General features: G+C 72.6%; 18 protein-coding genes. 11 read left to right on the top strand and 7 right to left on the bottom strand.

Features of this window, described 5'->3' with window-relative positions; genetic code table 11:
• The first annotated feature begins 524 nt into the window (after nt 1-524).
• Complete coding sequence (locus tag IF30_RS0137340) at nt 525-881, top strand: hypothetical protein (RefSeq protein WP_030246975.1); 357 nt, start codon at nt 525-527, stop codon at nt 879-881.
• 142 nt (nt 882-1,023) lie between these two features.
• Here the strand turns inward: IF30_RS0137340 and IF30_RS46040 are convergent, their stop codons facing one another.
• On the bottom strand, nt 1,024-2,577 hold the full coding sequence (locus tag IF30_RS46040; protein ID WP_078892012.1) for an RICIN domain-containing protein: 1,554 nt from the start codon (nt 2,575-2,577) through the stop codon (nt 1,024-1,026).
• A 352-nt stretch (nt 2,578-2,929) separates the two neighbouring features.
• Nucleotides 2,930-3,886, bottom strand: a complete 957-nt coding sequence (locus tag IF30_RS0137330) for an AraC family transcriptional regulator (protein ID WP_030246972.1) — start codon at nt 3,884-3,886, stop codon at nt 2,930-2,932.
• A 142-nt stretch (nt 3,887-4,028) separates the two neighbouring features.
• Between IF30_RS0137330 and IF30_RS0137325 the strand changes: the two genes are divergently transcribed.
• Nucleotides 4,029-4,745, top strand: coding sequence for an SDR family oxidoreductase (locus tag IF30_RS0137325; RefSeq protein ID WP_030246971.1), 717 nt, complete (start codon nt 4,029-4,031; stop codon nt 4,743-4,745).
• Between the two features lie 284 nt (nt 4,746-5,029).
• Entirely contained in the window at nt 5,030-5,326 is a 297-nt protein-coding gene (locus IF30_RS0137315; RefSeq protein ID WP_030246970.1) for a hypothetical protein, read from the top strand.
• Nucleotides 5,327-5,653: 327 nt separating this feature from the next.
• Here the strand turns inward: IF30_RS0137315 and IF30_RS0137310 are convergent, their stop codons facing one another.
• The 4 genes from IF30_RS0137310 to IF30_RS0137295 form a co-directional block, all read right to left on the bottom strand.
• Nucleotides 5,654-6,976 (bottom strand): M64 family metallopeptidase, encoded by a 1,323-nt coding sequence (locus IF30_RS0137310; RefSeq protein WP_234322985.1) that lies wholly within the window; start codon nt 6,974-6,976, stop codon nt 5,654-5,656.
• 116 nt (nt 6,977-7,092) lie between these two features.
• A complete protein-coding gene (locus IF30_RS0137305) occupies nt 7,093-7,431 on the bottom strand; it encodes a nuclear transport factor 2 family protein (RefSeq protein WP_030246968.1) in 339 nt (112 codons plus the stop codon).
• A gap of 86 nt (nt 7,432-7,517) precedes the next feature.
• Entirely contained in the window at nt 7,518-7,901 is a 384-nt protein-coding gene (locus IF30_RS0137300) for a VOC family protein (RefSeq protein WP_030246967.1), read from the bottom strand.
• 140 nt (nt 7,902-8,041) lie between these two features.
• Nucleotides 8,042-8,875 (bottom strand): hypothetical protein, encoded by an 834-nt coding sequence (locus IF30_RS0137295; RefSeq protein WP_158835825.1) that lies wholly within the window; start codon nt 8,873-8,875, stop codon nt 8,042-8,044.
• A gap of 280 nt (nt 8,876-9,155) precedes the next feature.
• On the opposite strand from IF30_RS0137295, the gene IF30_RS0137290 reads away from it, so the two are divergent.
• The 8 genes from IF30_RS0137290 (at nt 9,156) to IF30_RS0137255 (ending at nt 18,723) form a co-directional block, all read left to right on the top strand.
• Nucleotides 9,156-9,761 (top strand): hypothetical protein, encoded by a 606-nt coding sequence (locus tag IF30_RS0137290; protein ID WP_030246965.1) that lies wholly within the window; start codon nt 9,156-9,158, stop codon nt 9,759-9,761.
• 245 nt (nt 9,762-10,006) lie between these two features.
• Nucleotides 10,007-11,032, top strand: coding sequence for a chitinase (locus tag IF30_RS0137285; protein ID WP_030246963.1), 1,026 nt, complete (start codon nt 10,007-10,009; stop codon nt 11,030-11,032).
• Between the two features lie 866 nt (nt 11,033-11,898).
• Nucleotides 11,899-12,861 (top strand): glycosyltransferase family 2 protein, encoded by a 963-nt coding sequence (locus IF30_RS0137280; protein ID WP_051712049.1) that lies wholly within the window; start codon nt 11,899-11,901, stop codon nt 12,859-12,861.
• Nucleotides 12,858-14,261: an NAD(P)/FAD-dependent oxidoreductase gene (locus IF30_RS0137275; protein WP_199807996.1), complete on the top strand. Its 1,404-nt coding sequence runs from the start codon at nt 12,858-12,860 to the stop codon at nt 14,259-14,261. Before IF30_RS0137280 ends, IF30_RS0137275 begins: the two co-directional genes overlap by 4 nt.
• On the top strand, nt 14,254-15,672 hold the full coding sequence (locus IF30_RS0137270) for an aspartate aminotransferase family protein (protein WP_030246959.1): 1,419 nt from the start codon (nt 14,254-14,256) through the stop codon (nt 15,670-15,672). Before IF30_RS0137275 ends, IF30_RS0137270 begins: the two co-directional genes overlap by 8 nt.
• Nucleotides 15,669-16,028, top strand: a complete 360-nt coding sequence (locus IF30_RS0137265) for a hypothetical protein (RefSeq protein ID WP_030246957.1) — start codon at nt 15,669-15,671, stop codon at nt 16,026-16,028. The genes IF30_RS0137270 and IF30_RS0137265 overlap by 4 nt, the downstream gene beginning before the upstream one ends.
• A complete protein-coding gene (locus IF30_RS0137260; protein ID WP_030246956.1) occupies nt 16,025-17,512 on the top strand; it encodes a GMC family oxidoreductase in 1,488 nt (495 codons plus the stop codon). The genes IF30_RS0137265 and IF30_RS0137260 overlap by 4 nt, the downstream gene beginning before the upstream one ends.
• A gap of 53 nt (nt 17,513-17,565) precedes the next feature.
• Complete coding sequence (locus tag IF30_RS0137255; RefSeq protein WP_030246953.1) at nt 17,566-18,723, top strand: MFS transporter; 1,158 nt, start codon at nt 17,566-17,568, stop codon at nt 18,721-18,723.
• 279 nt (nt 18,724-19,002) lie between these two features.
• Here the strand turns inward: IF30_RS0137255 and IF30_RS0137250 are convergent, their stop codons facing one another.
• Nucleotides 19,003-19,263, bottom strand: coding sequence for a hypothetical protein (locus tag IF30_RS0137250; RefSeq protein WP_051712047.1), 261 nt, complete (start codon nt 19,261-19,263; stop codon nt 19,003-19,005).
• Between the last annotated feature and the right edge of the window lie 206 nt (nt 19,264-19,469).

Genomic DNA, 19,469 nt, shown 5'->3' with positions numbered 1-19,469 from the left:
CCGTCCCAGATCCACGACTTCGCCGCGGTGCGCGCGCAGTTCGCCGACAGCTGGGTCTCGTCCAACATGCTCCGCACCGCGCTGTGCACGGGCGGCCTGTTCGCCCTGACCCGTGCCCTGGTGCTGCACGGCCGCTCCGGTCGCTGAACCCGGCCGGCCGCACCGCCCCGTAATACCCCCGCACCGCCCCGTAATACCCCCGCACCGCCCCGCACTGCCCCGCACCGCCTCGGGTGCCCGTCCGCCGTATGCGGACGGGCACCCGAGGCGTTCCCCGGGCCTCTTGCCGTCGCTGGCGCTGCCGCCGCGGTGCTGTCCGCGGCGCGGGCGGCGGGCCCGGTGCGCCGGAGCGTGCGCCGGTGCGCCGGGTCGATGACTTCGCTCAAGTCCATTGGCGAGACCCCGAGTTGGATCCGCGAGCGGATGTGGTGGAGCATAGGCGGGCCCGGTCCGTTGCGGCGCGGTTGCGCCGCGGCCGAGGCGCCGTACGCGTGCTGGGGGAGGAGGCGGGTCCGGTGAGTCCGATGGATCGTCCGTTTCTGGTCCGGGGGAAGGCTGTCCCCCTGGCGAGGTACCTGGCCGAGGAGGACATCGAAGGCCTGGTCGCCTGCTCGTGCATCGGGAACGAGGTGAGCATCGACCTCCCCGACACCCGGATCCTGGTGAGCCTGGTCGACGTCGCCGACGGGCTGAGGCTCAACTTCCACATGGTCCAGGACGGCCCGGCCAAGCCCCGCTCGTGGTCGCGCCGGCTGCCCGCGGGCACCGGCCCGCGGGAGACCGCGGCCCGGATCGCCCTGGACGTCCGCACCCTGGAGCGCGAGTTGGCGCCGCTGCGGCGCCGCCCGCCCACGGTGCCGGAGCAGCGCCGCCCGGGGTGACGGCGGGGCGCCCGAGCGGCGCCCGGGCCGGGCAGCGAGGCGCTGCCCGGCCCGGGCCCGATCAGTGCGGTGGAGTGCACCGCCCGGCCTGTCGGCTGCGGTCACCGGCCCACCGGTTCCGGTCACCGGCCCACCGGTTCGGTCACCAGCCCATCGGCAGGCCCGAGACGAACGAGGTGAGCCGGTCCGCGATGATGCGGTCGTCATGGGCCGAGTAGTGCCAGTCACAGCCCTGGAAGTCCAAGCCCGAGCTGTCGAGGGCCCAGTAGCGGACCCGGCCGTCACCGGCGTCGGTGCGCTCCTTGACCACCTGCTGGACGTAACCGGCGTACTGGCCGCTGCCGACGGCCAGGAAGGTGGTCCCGGCCCCGTAGCGCGTCCGCAGTTCCTTGAGGAAGTCCCGGTAGGCGTCGCGGTAGGCGGCCGCGAGGCTGTCGGGCGTCCACGGCTCACCGGCGTGGACGGGGGTCGAGAAGTCGTTGGTCCCGAGGTTGACCACCACCAGCTGGGGGCGCCAGGTGCCAGGGTTCTGCCAGACGTCGCCGGACACGCTCAGCAGGGCACGGTCGTAGAAGCTGCGGTACGTGACGTCGGGCGAGCCCCCGTTGAAGTTGCGCACCATGCCGAGGCCGGAATAGCCGTTGATCTGGTAGTCGGCGTCCAACTGCCGGGCAGTGAGGGCGCCGTAGCTCACGTCGGTGTCGGTGGTCCGCCGGAGCTGGTCCCCGGTGCAGTCGTGGGAGGTCGACAGGTTGCCGTAGCCCACGGTGAGGGAGTCCCCGATGAACTCGACCTGGCGGTGCCGGGCGGGCGGCTTGCTCAGCACCGCGCCGCCGGGCGCGGCCAGGAAGCCCCCGAACGCGCTCACGTCCCACGGGCTGTCGTTGCGCTTGACCAACCGGACGTCGTGCACGCCGTCCGACAGGCCGTTGATCCAGCGCGTGCCCGCGCCGGGCGTGACGAGCGTGGCGACGGTGGCCCCGTCGACCTGGACGTCGTAGTCGGCGGCCCGGTCGTCGAGCACGACGCCCACGCCGGTGCCCCGGACCCTGCCCTCGAAGTACACGCCGGGCCAGCTGTACCGGACCGTGTCCCCAGCGTCCGTGACCCGGCCTGCGGTGCGCACCTGCGCCAGTACGCCGACCCGGACCGGTTTCCACTGTTGGTCGGCCCCGCCCGAGTCGGCGTACTGCACCACCCCGGCGCCGTCCGCCACGGAGCCGCCCGGCACCCCGACGGCCTTGGCGCTGTGACGGCTGATCAGGCGGAGGTGACCGTCCGGCGAGTCCGCGGCCCGGAACTGCTGGTTGGCGCCGCCGGTGTCGCCCCACTGCACGATGTTCGCGCCGTCGGCGGTGGAGTACTGGTAGACGTCCAGCACCTTCCCGGAGTGGCGGGCCCGCAGCCGGTAGGTGCCGTCACCCGAGTCGACGAACCGGAACTGCTGGTTGGCGCCGTCGGTGCGGGGCCACTGCACCAGGCGCGCGCCGTCACCGGTGTCCGCGCCCTGGACGTCGAGCACCTTGCCGCTGGCCCGGTTGACCAGCACGTACCAGGCGTTCGGATCCACCGTGGCTGCCTGCGCCGTCCCGGCGGCGCCCAACCCGGTCAGGAACACCGCCAGGAGGGCGGTCACCGCGATGAGCGCACCTGCTCGACCACGGCGTCTCCGCCGGGACCGGACCGTCCTGAGCATCATCCGCATCTCCTTCACCGCTCGGCCGCCCGTCCCCCGGGCACGGCGGAGGCAGGGGTCGGCCACATCGACTTTCGGACACTGTCGGCCCGCACCGCGGTTGCGGGGCCACGACGAAAGGGCTGGTCCCCGTGGTGGCGGCCGACGATACGTCCGCCGGGGGCTTTGTACGGCCGCCAGGCATCCCTGACGCATCGTCGGCACGGGGGCGTGCGCGTCCGGCCGCACCGGACGTGGTGCCCTCGACGCACACCATATTGTCGAAGCGCTTCGAAGGTAACCCTGCCTCAGGCCCGACCAACGCCGGGCAGTCCTCGTCCTCGGCGGGATGGACTCGGAACGCGGGCGGCTGTCAGTCGTGTCCGCTGTGTCCGCGAGGTTCGTCGCCTGCCGTCCTGGCCTGCTTGCGGTAGGCCCCCGGCGGCGATCCGAAGTGCCGTTTGAAGGCTTTGGCGAAGGCGAACTCCGAGGTGTAACCCGTCTGCAGCGCGATGGCGCTCAGCGGGGCCGGCGACCGGTGCAGCAACCGCGCCGCGGTGGCCATCCGCCAGTTGGCCAGGTAGGTCAGCGGCGGCTCGCCGACCACCGAGGCGAAGCGGCGGGCGAACGCCGCCCGGGACAGTCCGGCGCGGGCGCCCAGCGACTCCACCGTCCAGGGCCGGCCGGGCTCGTCGTGGATCGCCTTCAGGGCGGGCGCGACCGCCGGGTCGGTCAGCGCGGCCGTCCAACCCCGGGTCCGTTCCTTCGGCAGCTCGGCGTACCACGACCGGAGGATGTACAGCAGCAGCAGATCGATGAGCGCCGTGACGACCGCGTCCGAGCCCGGCTGCGGCGCGTGGAACTCGGCGCACAGCTGATCGACCGCCGAGCGCAGCACCGCGTGGCGGCCCGGGACCGCGGGGAGGTGGATGACCTCCGGAAGATCGCTGAACAGCGGATGCGGGCGATCGACGTCGATCGCGTACGCGCCGCAGACCAGCACCGTGTGCGGCCCCGGTCCGTCCACGGTGACCTGGCCGATCGGCGAGGAACGGTCCACGCGCTCCGGGACGAAGTCCACCGGATCGCGGCCCGGTACGTCGCACAGCGTGTGTCCGCTGCCCCGCTGCAGGAACACGATGTCGCCGGGCCCGAGCGCGAGCGGTCGGCCGCGTGGCGGCAGCAGGTGGCAGTGTCCTTCCACGACCACGTGGAAGCCGGCTCCGGAGACGGGTTGGAACTTCAGGGACCACGGGGCGTGCGCGTCGGTGCGAGTCACCATCGGGCGTCCCGTGCGCAGGACTTCGAGGGTGTCGCTCAGGATGTCCATGACGCCACTCTAGTGCTGGTACAGCGAGACGATATGACATGGAACCGAGATGAATGGTCATTCACCGTCTCGATGAGCAGGCGTACGTTCTTGCCGTGGCGGTTGCCGGACCCGGCACCGCATCGACGAAGGAGCGGACCCCATGTCTCTGGCCGGCAAGAAGATCGTGATCATCGGTGGCACCTCCGGCATCGGCTTCGCGGTAGCCCGACAGGCCGCGGCGGCGGGCGCGGACGTCGTGGTCGCCTCCAGCAGCCAGGACCGAGTGGACGCCGCGGCGAAGCGGTTGGGCGAGCCCGCCGAAGGCCGCCGCCTGGACGTCGCCGACGGCAACGCCATCGCCGCGTTCTTCGAAGAGGTCGGGGAGTTCGACCACCTCGTCTACACCGCGGGCGAATCCCTCCTGATCAAGCCGTTGGTCGAGACCACCCCGCAGGAGGCCAGGGCCGTCTTCGAGCGCCGGTTCTGGGGCGCGTTCCTCTCCGCCAAGTACGCCGCACCGCGACTGCGCGACGGCGGATCGATCACTTTCAGCTCCGGCGTCCTCGCGATCCGCCCCCTGGCCGGAACCGCGCTCACGGCAGGCATCACCGGCGGCATCGAGGCCCTGTCCCGGGCACTCGCCGTCGAACTCGCCCCTCTGCGCGTCAACGTGGTGCAGCCCGGCGTGATCCGCACCGAGCTGTGGGACGGCAGCGTCCCGGACCCGGAGGCCTTCCTCCAGGGCGCCGGGGCCGAGCTGCTCACGCGGCGCGTCGGCACCGCGGAGGAGGCCGCGGCGGCCTACCTCTTCGTCTTGTCGAACGCCTACGTCACCGGCACCACGCTCGCGGTGGACGGCGGAGCGGCACTGGTGTGACACGGGCGCGTCTGGTCGGCACGCTGGTCGGCCCACCGGTCACAGCCCGGCCGCGGTCGACCGGATGCCGTCGACCCCGGGCATCCACCGGGGCCCGCCCCGATTCACCTGACGTGGCGTCATGCCCCGTGTCTGCGTCGGGCGAAGGAGGCGCAGCGGGCGGGCGAAGCTCTTGTCCGCACCCCGCTGCCACGACAAGAATCCGATCTGCACCGAGGCTCCACAGATCCTCGGAGTCGAGCCTCCTCGGAACGAGGAGCCGCCATCCCCAGAAGGGCCTCATCATGACCGTCCTCAAGCGCGTACTCGGCACCACCCTCGCCGCCGGCGCGCTCCTGCTGACCGTCGGCGCACTGCCGGCCGGCGCCCAGACCGCCGTCACCGGCCAGGCCGTCTTCGTCGGCAACGCATTCAGTGGCAGCCCCTACGCTTCGAACCTCACTGCCTACAACAGTGCCTACGCCCAGGCCAAGGCGGCGGGCTACACGACGGCCCAGTGCTCGCTGACCCGTGCTCCGATCGCCATCCGGCTCACCCCGACCCTCTGGCAGTCCAGCGCGCAGGTCACCTGCAACGCCTGACGAACGACGGCCGGCGAACGACTGCCGGTGAGCGACAGCCGGCGAACGGCGGACAGGCGGCGGGGTGGCGCGAACCGGCCACCCCGCCGGAGCGCCCGCCTGCGGCGCACCCGCGCCTCCTGCACTCCGGTCGGCTCGACCGGTACCGCGCGGGCCCGCTCACGGCCGGGGCATCCCGATCCCCGGGGAGGCCCCAGCCGTCGGCCAGTCGGCCAGTCGGCCAGTCGGCCAGTCGGCCCGTCAGCCCGTCGGCCCGTCAGCGCGGCACTGCGTCAGGGCTCCGCCTGGGAGCTGTTCGGGGTGCGGATCGACGGAGTCTCGAACGGCCTACCGCGTCACCAGCCAGGACAGGCTCGCGGTCAGGTTCGAGCGAAGCGCCGGGTCCGCCACGGCGGGGGTGGGGTCGGTGGCGACGGCGGTGAGCAGGTGGGGCCGGGAGCGGGGCCCGGTGAGCTTGAGTTCGGCGAGGTCCAGCGCGGTGCGGCCGGTGATCCGGGGCAGCTCACGTCCGTCCAGGTACCAATGGAGCCGGGTGCCGGGCACCGGCAGGTCGACGGTCAGGCGGTCGGCGGCGGTGAGCCGGCTGCCGGTGGCGGTGGGGCTGGTGAGCGGGGTGGCGTGGCGGTAGAAGCCGGCGATCATCGCTTCGCGCCCGGGCAGGTTGAACTCCCGTCCGAGTGATCGCATGATCGAGTTCTCGGTCGGCCGGTACAACCCGGCGGGGTAGTAGCCGCCGCCCTCGTACGTGCCGACCGTGCCGCCGTCCGGGGATGCCTGGCCGAGCCAGCGGGACCACTTGGTGCCCTGCCCGCGCATCCGGTCGGCGGTCAGCGTGCTGATGTTGGCCTCGGCCGGCTCCGCGCCCTGGTACGTCCCCTGGCCGTCGTAGGCGTACTCGTCGGCGAGCTTGCCGAGCGAGTGGCCGGTCTCGTGCACCGCGATCTGTCCGGACTTGGCGTTGCCGCCCGCCACCGTCGCGATGCCCTCGTACCCGAGCGGGGACTTGATGTCGTTGTAGCCGGCGCCGCCGTACTTGGCGCTGTTGGCCACCACGAGCACCAGGTCCGCCTGCGGGGCCTTCGCCGCGTACCGCTCGACCGCCTTCTCGTCCACGCAGAGCAGCCGCTCTACGCCGTCGCACCAGAAGTAGGAGCCCAGCGCGGTGTGCCGCACCGTCGCCTGGTCCGGATCCCCGGTCACCCCGGACTCCGGCGAAACGGCGGACACCGCCCAGACGTTGAACAGCCCGCGGTAGGTGGCGTACGGCTCGACGGCGGTCATCTCGCGCCACTTCTCGGCCGCGTCCGTACGGAACTTCTCCTGTTCCTGCGCCGAGTAGCCGTCGCCTATCACCACCACGTCCAGCTTGGTCGCCGGGTCGCCGCCGTGGACCAGGGGCGTCACGTCGCCGTCGCCCGGCACCGGTGCCACGCCCTGCTGCTGGGCGGCGAGGAACGGGGAGGTGGTGGGCGCCTGGGCGTGCGAGATGCCGCCGTCCTCGGCGAACGCCTCCACCGGGCGCGTGGCCGGTGCACTGCCGGTCGGGGCGCTTTCGTCCGGTGCGCCCCAGGCCGGCGCGGAGCCGAGGAGTGCTGCGGTGAGGGCGGCGGTGAGCAGGGCGGTGGTGGTTCTGACGGCGGTGCGGTGCACGAGTGTGGTCCTCCCCGATGAGCGGTCTGTGGCTTGCCTCCTTCCCATGTCGAGAACCTGACAACCACCGTTCGGTCGCCGAGCACTCGGCTCCGTGCCGGCCGCCGGTCAAGCGCCTACACCCTGCCGCCGAAGAAGACCTGCACCTCCCGGATCAGGCCGTCCCGGACCGTGATCGCCTCGACGTTGCGGTACCGGCCGCCGGTGGTGAGCTCGTACTCGTAGTGCGCGAAGACGAGTTCGCCGTCGGCAGGTGTGACGTGCAGGAGCCGCTGCTCCCGGAAGCGGTCCGCGGTGGGGAAGCACCGGCGGAAGAACGCGGCCTTGTCGAGGTGGTCGTCCTGCGGGCTGGTGAAGGTGAAGTCGTCGGCGTACAGGGGCAGGGCCGCATCCAGGTCCTGCGACCGGTAGCAGCGGAACGCCTCCTCGACGATGGTCACGGGGCTGCCGTGCATGGGATCTCCGTTGCTGGGGTGAAGGGGACGGTGGACCGGACGCGGTGGACCGGACCTGCGCGCGGGGGAGGAGTGGTGCTCCCGCGTCAGGAGGTTCCGGCGGCGCGCTCGGACGCGCTGCGCAGGACGCAGAATTCGTTGCCTTCGGGGTCGGCGAGGACGGCCCACCCCGCGCCGTCGGGATCCCGGTGATCGCTGACGAACGTGGCGCCGAGTGCCAGCAGTCGGTTGACCTCCTGGTCGCGCGAGGTTTCGGGGCGCAGGCAGAGGTGGATCCGGTTCTTGGCCGTCTTGGCCTCGGGCACCTGGTTGAAGTACAGCACCGGGCCTTCTGCCAGCTGCACTTGGGTCTCCCGCGCGCCCGGCCGGTCGTCAGGGTCCAGCGGGCGACCGGTCACGCGGCCCCAGAACCGCGCCAGTTCGTAGGCATCCGTGCAGTCGATCGCGACGTTCTGCAGTACCGAGACCATGCGCGCGAGTCTTCCCGATCCGTGCGCCGAATGCCAGGATCGCCGCCCCGGTCGCCCGGTCGCCCGGTCGCCCGGTCGCCCGGTCGCCCGGTCGTCGGGCCCGGCCCGGCGGCGTCCTCCGGGCGCTACCCGGCAGGGCGTCACCGGTGGAGGGCGGTCTGGCACCACTCCTCCGCGACGGGGCGGCAGATCGTGGACGGGGACAGCGCCCCGTACACCACCAGGTCGTCCTCGCCGCCGGACGCGAAGGCGAGGGTCAGTGTCCTTCCCAGGTCGACCGTGTCGGTCAGGCGCCAGCGGCCTTCGCCTCCGTACCAGTGCTCCGGCGGGTGCTTGCCGGCCGCCGTCGGAACGGTGGCGCGGAACCGGCCGTCGGCCTGGAGGGTGAGGGTCTCACCGCCCGGTCCGGTCCAGGTGCCGGTGACGGCCCGGCCGGCGGGGTCGGCGGCCGTCCACGGCTGCTCGGCCTCGTAGCCGGTCACGCCCCACGCCGAGCCGGCGGCGGACAGGCACACCCCGGCCAGGGCCGCGCATCCGCCCAGCCACCGGGCCCCGGCCCCGGCTCCGGCCTTGGCCCGGGCCTGGCCCCGGCCCCCGGCCCGCACGGCGCAGAGGCCGGCGACGGCCAGCACCTGCAGCGGCCACAGGAACGCCAGCACCAGCCCCAGGTCACACCAGGCCAGCCAGGCCAGACCCGATCCCGTGCCACGGGAACGCCGCAGCTGCGCCCCGAACAGCCCGGTGAGCCCCATCCCCACCGCCCACAGCGCGGCGACCAGCAGGTAGCGCCCGAAGCCGACGGTGTCGGTCGGGTCCGGACCGGTCCAGGACAGCAGCTTCCACAGAGCGAGCCCCGCCACGACCACGGCGGTGCCGACACCGGCGATCGCCGTCAGCAGGAAGCGGAGCGCGCCCCGGCCCGCCGTCCTCAAAGCGGCTGCCGTGCCCGTTCCCGGCAGGCTCCCGCCATCCATCTGCCCCACGTCCGTGCCGTCCCCCTCGTCCAGCCCCGCCGTCGCGGGGCCCGGACAGACGATAGCCACGGGCCGGCCCGCCGAGAACGGACCGGACGACTCCGGTACAGAACTGCGACAACCCCGCGGCCGTCCGTCCGGCGGCCGTGAGCGAACGGACGCCGTGCGCCCCGGGGTTCAGACCTGGTCCGGGCCGGTCGAACCCCGGAGGGTGCACCGGCCGTGCTACCGGTTGAGGCCGGTCGGCAGCCGGCACGGGAACGGACGCGGGAGGACAGCGATGGCCTGGTACCAGGGGCCGAGCCGGATCACGGTGACGGCGGTGGAGGGGCGGTTCGCGCAGCGGGCGGTGGTGACCGTCCGGGGCGCCGCGCCGGTGGAGCTCCCCGGCGAGGTCGGCGCCGTCCACATCGTCGACGCGGAGAGCTGGCAGCTCGACCTGGAGCACCTCCACCAGGGCCAGTGGTGTGCCAACATCCGCGCGGTGCAGGGTCGTTGGCAGGAGATCCGGGGCACACTGACGCAGGTCGTGCACAGCCGCAACCGAGACCAGGCGGGCGACCGTCTGGACCGGAACCTGGTGCTGCGGATCGAGCGGGTCACTCCGGTCGACGACAGGTCCGGCAGGTCCTCGGCCGCCGCTCCTGCCGCCCCCGCCGCACACCGGACCACCGCCGCGCCGTACGCCCCGGCGGGCGGCGCCACGGCCCCGGGTGTCCGGACGACCGTCTCCGGGGCCGGGACCGACGGCCTGCGGCCCGCCGCCCCCGGCAGTCGCGCCACCGGCGGGGGAGCTGCGACCCGGACAGCGACCTCGGGCTCCGCACTCACCACCTCCGCCACCCCGACCACGTCGACCACGTCGACCGCGTCCTGGGGCCGCTGACCGGTCGGGACGGTCCTGTGCCCGGGAGGGCGGCGGAGGTGTGCCCGGGGTGGCGACGGAGGGTGCGCGCCCGCACGGATGCCGCCGGAGAAGGATTGGGAAACTTTCCTAACGAAAGCCATTGACCCCTGAGCCCGGTGCCCCGATTCTGTGAGACACCCGTCGGCGGGCGCCCGTCGTCCGCCGCGGGCCGTCCTGCCTTCCTGGCCTGCCGTCACAGCCCGGAACGACGAAAGTGAGTTGGCATGCGCATGCGCACGACTGTCGGAGTCCGTCTCACCGCCCCGCTGTTGGCCGCCGCCCTCGGCCCGGCCGCCCTCCTGCTCGCCCCCGCGACCTCCGCCATGGCGGGCCCTGCGGCGGCAGCCCCCGGGGTGGCGGCCGTGCCCGGGATGGCCGCTGCGCCGTACGAGTACCTCGGCTGGGGCAACCCGCAGAAGCCCACCGACGTCATGAAGGCGGCCGGGGTCAAGTGGTTCACCCTGGCGTTCGTCCTCTCCGACGGCGGGTGCAACCCGAAGTGGGACGGCAGCCGGGCGCTCACCGGGGGCTCCGACGAGGCCGCCGTCAAGTCGATCCGCGCGGCCGGTGGTGACGTCGTGGTGTCCGTCGGCGGGTGGAGCGGGAACAAGCTCGGCGAGAAGTGTTCCAGTGCGAGCGCGCTGGCCGGTGCCTACCAGAAGGTGATCGACGCCTACCGGTTGAAGGCGCTCGACATCGACATCGAGAACACCGAGTTCGGCAACGCGACGGTCCGTCAGCGGGTGGTCGACGCACTGAAGATCGTCAAGACCAGGAACCCCGGCATCGTCACCTACGTCACCATGGGCACCACCCCGAGCGGGCCGGACGCCAACGGCAAGGACCTCATCAAGCGCGGCGCGGCCGCGGGCCTGGCGAACGACGGCTGGGTGGTGATGCCCTTCGATTTCGGCGGCCACAGCGGCAGCATGGGGCAGGCCACGGTCAGTGCGCTCGACGGACTGAAGGCCGCGGTCGGGAGCGCCTACGGCTACGGCGACGACGCGGCGTACCGGCACATCGGCGTCTCCTCGATGAACGGCAAGACCGACGAGGCGGGGGAGACAGTCACCACCGGCGACTTCCGCACCGTGCTCGGGTACGCGAAGCAGCACCACCTCGCCCGGTTCACCTACTGGGCCGTCAACCGCGACCGTGCCTGCGCTTCGGGCACGGACGCCGACGCCTGCAGCGGCGTCCCGCAGTCCCCGTACGAGTTCGCCAAGATCGTCGTGCAGTACCAGGGTTGAGCGCCGGCGGGACGAACCGTGGGGGAGGGGTGACCGTACCCCCGCGCCCGCGCGTCCCGCACGCCGTCCGGGGCCGGACCGCAGACGCGGTGCCGGCCCCGGATCTCGTCACCACCGCCTGCCCGCGCCCTCACCACCGCCGACGGCCCCCGTCACTGCCTGCCCGCACCCCGCCGCCGACGGCCCCCTCGTCGCCCTCGCCACGTCGCCGCGACCGGCCTCGGTGGCATCGCCGGCCGCGTCGGGCAACCCTGAGGGGCGCGTTCCGGCCGATAATGTGAGCGCTCACAAAAACCGGGCGATTCACCGGGCGCCAGGCGACGCCGCAGAGTCCGGCGAGGTCGGAGGGGTACACCGCCTGGGAATCCGGCACCGGCCCGCACCCGCCGTGAGCACGCGTCACGCCGCTCGGCCGCGATCGGCCGTCCGCGAAGCATCTGGCAGAAAGTGATCGGTATCCAAAGCACCCCCGGGGCAACCCTGTTGACGCGATCACACGAGCCATACCATGATCCTCGCAACGGAATGGTAACGCTCACATCAAGGCGCGACCTGGCACATCACACCGCCCCGCCACCCCCCGGAAGCGGCGAAGCGCCCCGACGACGACCGTCCAGGACCCGCATGCCGCCGGCGGCCGCGGCCCGCGGCCCGGGCACGACACCCAGCCGCAGGCGCCACCGGCGCGGACCGGTGGCCGCGTGCCACTCCGGCCGCCCTGCCGGCCGGCCACGAACCGACCCACCCCACCCACACCGCCGGCGACACCGTGCCATCGACCACGGCTGCCGCCCGCCCTGCCCAGATCGGCGATGAACCGCGCACCAACAGTCCGACTCACGTGTGTCCCATGCGAAAGGTCTGCTGTGCTACCGGAAAAACGCGTCTTCGACGACCGACGCCCCCTGCTCAGCGTCGTCGTGCCCTGCTACAACGAGTCGGAGGTCCTACCCCACACCCATGCCCGCCTCACGCGAGTCCTCGCGAGCCTCGTCGGCTTCGAGTGCGAGCTGATCTACGTGGACGACGGCAGCACCGACGGCACCTGGGACCTCATCAGCTCCCTGACCCGCACGTCCGCCACGGTGCGGGCACTCAAACTGAGCCGCAACTTCGGCCACCAGCGGGCCTGCCTGGCCGGCCTGCGGGAGGCCACGGGTGACGCCGTCGCCATCATCGACGCCGACCTGCAGGACCCGCCGGAGCTGATCGGTGAGATGGCGGCCCTGTGGAGCGACGGCTGGTCCGTCGTGTCGGCGCGGCGCCGGGCCCGCAGCGGTGAGACCCTCTTCAAGAAGGCCAGCGCCTACGCCTTCTACCGCCTGCTCAACGCCCTCTCCGACCAGCCGCACGCGCTGGACACCGGCGACTTCCGCCTGGTGGACCGCACCGTGGTGGAACTCCTCACCGCGATTCCGGAGAAGGACCTCTACCTGCGCGGCATCGTGAGCTGGTTCGGCCTTCCCGAGACCAGCGTGGCGTACGACCGGAGCCCCCGGCACTCGGGCGAGTCCAAGTACACGCTGCGCAAGATGCTCTCGCTGGCCCGCCACGGGCTGCTGGGGGACTCCGCCGCCCTGCTGCGCCTCCCCGTCTACCTCGGCTCTGCCGCGCTGGCCTACGGCGTGACCGCGACGGTGGCCCGGCGCGACCTGCGGAAGTTCGCGGGCCCCGGAGCCTTCGGCGCCCAGGCACTGGCACTCGGCGTCATGGGCGAGTACGTGCACGCGGTCCACCGCCAACTCCAGGGCCGCCCCGCCTACGTCGTCGAAGAACGCATCACGTCGGTTTCCCACCCCGTCGCAGTGAAGGAGCGTGTCGGCCTGTGACCACGCAGACAGGACAGACCGAACAGGTGGCGCAGACCGCGGCCGAGCCGGTGGACGTCGTCATCGTCGGCGCCGGGTTCACCGGCCTGGCGGCGGCCCTCGAACTCGCCTCGCAGGGACGCAGCGTACGGATCCTCGAACGCGAGGCGACGGTCGGCGGGCTGGCCGCGAGCTTCGAGATCGGCGACGGCAAGCGCCTCGAACGCTTCTACCACCACTGGTTCTCCTCCGACACGGAGATGATCCGGCTCTGCGAGGTCCTCGGGATCTCCCACCTGCTGGAGGCCCACGAGACCCGCACCGGCGTCTACTACGCCAACTCCGTCTACCGGCTCTCCGCACCCCTCGACGTGCTCCGCTTCGCACCCCTCCCGCTGAAGGACCGGTTCCGGCTGGGCCTGATGGCGCTGCGGGCCCAACGAGTGAAGCACTGGCGCGAGCTGGAGTCCCGCACCGCCGAGGAGTGGCTCGTCTCGCTGGGCGGCCGACGCGTCTACGACGTCGTCTGGCGGCCGCTCCTGGAAGGCAAGTTCGGCGCCTACGCGAGCCAGGTCGGCGCCACCTGGATGTGGACCAAGCTGCACCTGCGCGGCGGCAGCCGCACCCGCGCCGGCAAGGAGACCCTCTACTACATCAGGGGCGGCAGCGAAGCGCTGCTCTCCGCCCTCCAGAAGCGCCTGGAATCCCTCGGCGTCGACATCCGGACCTCGACGGCCGTCGACTCCGTGCACACCGAGGGCGCCGGAGTCCGCGGAGTGACGGCCGCGGGCGTCTTCCACCCGGCGGCGCAGGTCCTCGTCACCACCGCTCCGCAGCTCGCCGCCGCGCTGCTGGACCACCCGGAGGCGGACCACCCGGCCGTACCGGAACTGAAGCGGCGCTGGTCCGGCGTCGACTACCTCGGCAACGTCTGCCTGGTGCTGGAGAACAACCGCCGCCTGTCCGACACCTACTGGCTCAACGTCAACGACCCCGACTTCCCGTACGTCGGCGTCATCGAGCACACCAACCTCGACCGCCCGGAACGGTACGACGGCAGGCACGTCGTCTACCTGTCCAAGTACCTGCCCACCGACGCGGAGCTGTACCGGATGTCCGACGAGGACGTCTTCGCATACAGCCTGCCGCACATCCAGCGGATGTTCCCGGACTTCCGGCGCAGCTGGGTGGAACGCTTCCACGTCTGGCGCGCCCCGCACGCCCAGCCGGTCATCACCGCGGACTACAGCCGCGTCATGCCGCCGGTCGAGTCGCGCGTCCAGGGCCTGTACCTCGCCGGCATGGCCCAGGTCTTCCCCGAGGACCGCGGCACCAACTACGCCGTGCGCGAAGGCCGCAGGGTCGGACGCCTCATCGTCGAACGCCTCAACCTCGCGGACACCCGGAGCCGTCATGTCTGAACTGCTGACCGTCGAACAGGCCGAGTCGATGACCACCGAGCAGGTCCACGACCTCTACCGGCGGTACGTCAGCCGCAGCCAGGTGTCGCTCATCGGCTCCTTCGGCTTCGGCCGGGACCTCGTCGACCACGCCGAAGGCGCCTGGATCCACCTGCGCGACGGCCGCCGCATCCTGGACTTCACCGGCGGCGTCGGCGTCCTCAACCACGGGCACAACCACCCCCGGATCCTCGCGGCCCGCCGCCGCTTCCAGGAAGCCCGCCGCATGGAGGTGCACAAGAACTACCTGTCGCCCTACGTGGCCGCGCTCAGCCACAACCTGGCGACGCTGCTCCCCGGCGACCTGAACGTCAGCTACTTCCCGAACTCGGGCGCCGAGGCGGTCGAGGGCGCCGTGAAGCTCGCCTACAAGTACCACCGCGGCCACCGCGGCACCGTCCTGCACACGGACATCGCCTTCCACGGCAAGCTCCTGGGCGCCGGCAGCCTCACCGCCTCCCCGGAGGTCCACTTCCCCTACCCGGAGATCCCCGGCACGGACACCTTCGCCTACGACGACCTGGACTCCTTCCGGCTGGCCCTGGAACGCCACACCTCCACCGCCGGCGAGTGCGACGTGTACGCCGTCGCCCTCGAACCGTTCAGCGCCTCCAGCCTGCGCGAATGCTCCCCGCACTTCCTGCGCGAGGTGCGCCGCATCTGCACCGAACGCGACATCGTGCTGATCTTCGACGAGGTCTACACCGGGTGGGGCAAGACCGGCGCCCTCTTCCACTTCATGCACCACCCCGGACTCGTGCCGGACATCGTGACCACCTCCAAGTCCTTCGGCGGCGGCAAGGCCTCGATCTCCGGCTACATCGCGCGCGAGCCGATCTTCCGCGCCGCTTACGACAACCTGGCCGACGCGACCCTGCACAGCACGACGTACTACGGCTTCGGCGAGGAGACCGCGACCGCACTGGAAGCCGTCGCGGTGGCCGTCGAGGAGGACTTCCCCGGCCGCGCCCGCGACCTGGGCGAGCGGCTCGGCAAGGGACTCGACGAACTGGCCGCGCGCCACCCCAAGCTCGTCCGGCAGGTCAGCGGCCGCGGCGCGCTGCACGGCGTGTTCCTCACACCCGGCCCGTCGATCCCCTCGCGGCTGCGCGAGAAACTGCCCACGTCGGTGGCCAAGGACCCGCAGGCCGTGCCGAAACTGCTCACCGCGGCCGTGGTCTCCGCGCTCTACCGCGACCACGGCATCCTCACCTTCTTCGGCTCGAACCGCGCCATCGCCCTCATCGCCTCACCGCCCCTGGTCGCCCAGGCCGACGAAGTGGACCTCTTCCTCAACGCCCTGGACGAGGTACTCGCCCAAGGACCCGCCCGACTGCTGGCCGGACTGGTCAAGGAGAAGGTGACCGGGTGAGGATCACCGAGCGAACCCTGTACGCCTCCGGCCTGCCGGCCTGCTGGCAGGCCGGGTACCAGGCACTGCGAGGCACACCGGCGCTGCACGCCGCGGTGCGGCACACCACCGAAAGCCTGAACCGGATGCCCGCCGGCTACCGCCTCGGCACGGCGGCGGCACTGCGCACCTTCCCGATCGCCTTCCGTGCCGTCACCGGCCGGCCGCCCCGAGCCGCCTCCCCCGAAGAGGCCGTCGCCGGACTGGGCCGACTGCGCGGCCTGCCCGGCTACGGCCAACTGCTGCGCGCGACCACGGCACTGGCCCTGTACGGCGCCCTCGACAGCGCGCCCGGGCGAGCGGAGGCGCTGCGGTGAGCCCCATCCGAACCCGCCGCCGCCCCGAACCGGTCGAGATCGACTGCGAGTCGCTGGTCGTCGGCTCCGGCGCCGGCGGCAGCGTGGCGGCCCTCGAACTGGCCCGCGCCGGACGGGCGGTGACCGTCCTGGAGGAAGGACCCCGAGTCACCACCGAGGACCTGGCGGCGGCCGGGCCGGCCGAATCGATGCGCCGGCTCTACCGCAACGGCGGCGCGACCGCCGTCCTCGGCACCCCCGTCATCGCGTACGGCGAGGCGCACGCCGTGGGCGGCACCACCGTCGTCAACGGCGGCCTCCTGTGGGAGCCCTCACCCACCGTCCTGGACCGCTGGGCTGCCTGGTCCGGCTACCGCCACTACCGCGCACCCGTCGTCGGCACCCGGTTCGCGGAGGTCCGGCGGCGCCTCGGCATGACCGTGCAGGACCACGGCGACGGCAACCAGGACTCACGGCTGCTCGCCGACGCCGCCGACACCCTCGGCTGGCGCTGGCAGCACCCCCAGCGCGTCGTGAACGGCTGCCGGCACCGAAACCAGTGCGCCACCGGCTGCCCCACTGGCGCCAAGCAGAGCACCGCCCTGACCTACCTCCCGCAGGCGGAGGCCTCGGGAGCACGGATCCTCCCCGGCCTGAGAGCCGACCGGATCGTGCACGACCGCGGCACCGTACGCGCCGTCGAAGCCGTCGACACCGACGGCCGGCGCGTCCGCTACCGGCCCCGCACCCTGTTCCTCGCCGCCGGACCGATCGGCACACCGGCACTCCTCCGACGCAGCGGCATCCACCGGCACACCGCCGGACGGCAACTGGCACTCCACCTCAACCTCCGCACCATCGCCCGCTTCCCGGGAGTCGTGGACGCGACACGCGGCACCATGTTCACCGCCCAGGTCCAGGAGCACTCCGCTCTCGGGATGCTCATCATGCCGTCCAACCTGACCCCCGGAGGCCTCGGCGCAGCACTCGCCGGCCGCGACCCGCGCCAGGTCGACGCCTTCTTGGCCGCCCGCGCGAGCCTGGGCATGTTCACCACCCAGGTGGCGATGCAGGGCAAGGCCCGGATCGCCGCCATGCTCGGCGGCACACCACTGCTGCGCCACGGCATGACCCCGGCCGACCACCACACCCTGCGCCTGGCCTTCCGCCGGACCGCCACCCTGCTGTTCGCCGCGGGCGCCGTCGAACTGCTCCCGCCGGCCGGCACCGCCGAGCCACTGCGCTCGGACGCCGACGTGGAACGGTTCTGCGCCCGGGTCCGTCCGGGCGACTGGGAGCTGGTCTCCGTGCACGGGATGGGGAGCTGCCCCATCGCCCTGCCCGAACGCGGCGGCGTGTGCGACGAGTTCGGCCGACCGTACGGATTCCACAACCTCTACCTGTGCGATGCCAGCGTGCTGCCCGGCGCACCCGGGATCAGCCCACAGGGAACGATCATGTCCTTCGCCCACGAGATCGTGGGCCGCCACCTGGAGCACGCGTGACCAACCAACCGACAGCGGAGCACCCTTCCCCCGCGCCGGCGGCGACGCCGGACGTGGCGACCTTCAGCACCGGCGCCGTCGTGGCGTCCTGCGCGGGGTTCGTGCTCATCGGTGCGCTTCAGGCGCTGTACGGGCCCTCCATCCCGGCCCTGCGCACCGAGTTCGGCCTCTCCCCGTCCGAGGCGGGCCTGGCACTCAGCGCCCACTTCATCGGCGGCGTCGCCGGCGTACTGCTGTTCGACCGACTGTTCGGCAGGATCGGCAACCGACAGATCCTCGGCGCCTCGTACCTGCTCATGGCCGTCGGCGCGGCAGGCTTCGCCCTGGCACCGAACTGGCCCACCGCCCTGGCCGCGGCCCTGCTCGCCGGCCTCGGCTTCGGCGGCATCGACTACGGGCTCAACCAACTCTTCGCGCTGGGATTCGGCCGCCGCTCCACCGCGATGCTCAACATCCTCAACGCGCACTTCGGGGTGGGCGCGATCCTCGGCCCCGCGCTCATCGGCGCCGTCGGCGCCGGACACTACCCGGCGGTCTTCGCCGGCTTCGCGCTCGCCAACCTCCCGCTGCTGCTGTGCCTGAGGGGCGTGCGCAACGAGGCACGACAGCCCGCCGCCGACGAGGAACCGAACACCGCAGCACAACCGGCACTCGGCCGGAGCCTCGGCTCGGTCCTCGCCGTCTTCGTCACCCTCTACGTCCTGCACGTCGGTATCGAAGCCGGCGTCGGCGGCTGGGAGCCCACCCACCTGGAGACGGTCGGATTCAGCGCGACCGTGGCCGCCACCGCAACCTCCGTGTACTGGCTGATGATGACCGTCGGCCGGTTCCTGGTGGCGCCGATCGCACTCAGGTTCTCGGCCCAGAGCATCATCACCGTCTCCTGCGCCGGCATGACCGGCTGCCTCCTGCTCGCCGCCGTGCCCGGCGTCGCCCCCTACGCGTACGCCGGCGTCGGCCTGTTCATCGCGCCGATCTTCCCCACCGGACTGCCGTGGCTCAACAAGGCCGCACCGCGGGCCCGACGCGCCGGAGCCCTGGTGATCGCCGCGTCCATGGTCGGCGGCGTGGTGGCGGGACCAGCCCTGGGCAAGGCCATCGAATGGTCCGGCGTCCGCGCCCTGCCCCTCCAACTCGGCGCCATCTCAGTACTCTGCCTGGCGGCGACCCTCTGGCTGATCCGCTCGACGCGCCCCGACACGGCCCGCTGAGACGAACCGGTCACCCGGCGGCAGGCGCCGCCCCGGTCGCGCCACCCTCTTCGCGCAGGGTGGCCCGGCCGACAGCTGCCGACAGCGGCCGCCGGGATGACCACCCCGGGCACCGCCCGGCGGGCAGCGGAGCACCCGACCCCTCGGCGGTCGGCCGGCGACCCCTCGCCGGCCGACCGCCGATGTACTGTGGCCGCCGGCGGACCCTTCGCCGTCCCCACCGGCCCGTTGCGGCCGGCAAAGACCTGCCCCGACCAGATGACGCACTGGCGCAGCCGCTCAGGCCGACGGGTGCTCCGCTTCCTTCCCTCGGTCCCGAAGCGCCCTGTCGAGCCCTCGCCGCGCGTGGACATCGGTGCGGGCAAGGATCCCGAGTTCTGCGAGCCGGCCCGCGCGGGCCGGCAAGTTCATGTGCCAGAGATGGCTGTTGTGCTCGTACGGGCCGGCGGAGTAGCACTCCGCATGTGAGCTCACCAACCTGATCGCCGCATCCCAGTCCTGACGCCGCTCCGCCTCCTGGGCCCGCTCGAACCACTCCACGGGACGAGTATCGCCTGCCGAGGCCCGACAACCGCCCATCCGGCTCTCGTCCGCTCTGTTCGGGGCCGGCCTGCCGCCCGGGTGCTGGTGCTGGTGGTGGTGTGGGGGGTGTTAGGGGGTGTGGGTGGTGTGGGTGGTGGTGTGGTAGTTGGGGAGGTCGAGGTGGCGGGTTTGGTGTTGGTAGCGCCAGGTGTAGGTGGGCCAGA

This window comes from Streptomyces sp. NRRL S-350 (assembly GCF_000719705.1).
Taxonomy (GTDB): Bacteria; Actinomycetota; Actinomycetes; order Streptomycetales; family Streptomycetaceae; genus Kitasatospora.
The sequence above is the reverse complement of the archived record's forward strand: the minus strand, read 5'-3'. Positions and strand labels throughout refer to the sequence as shown.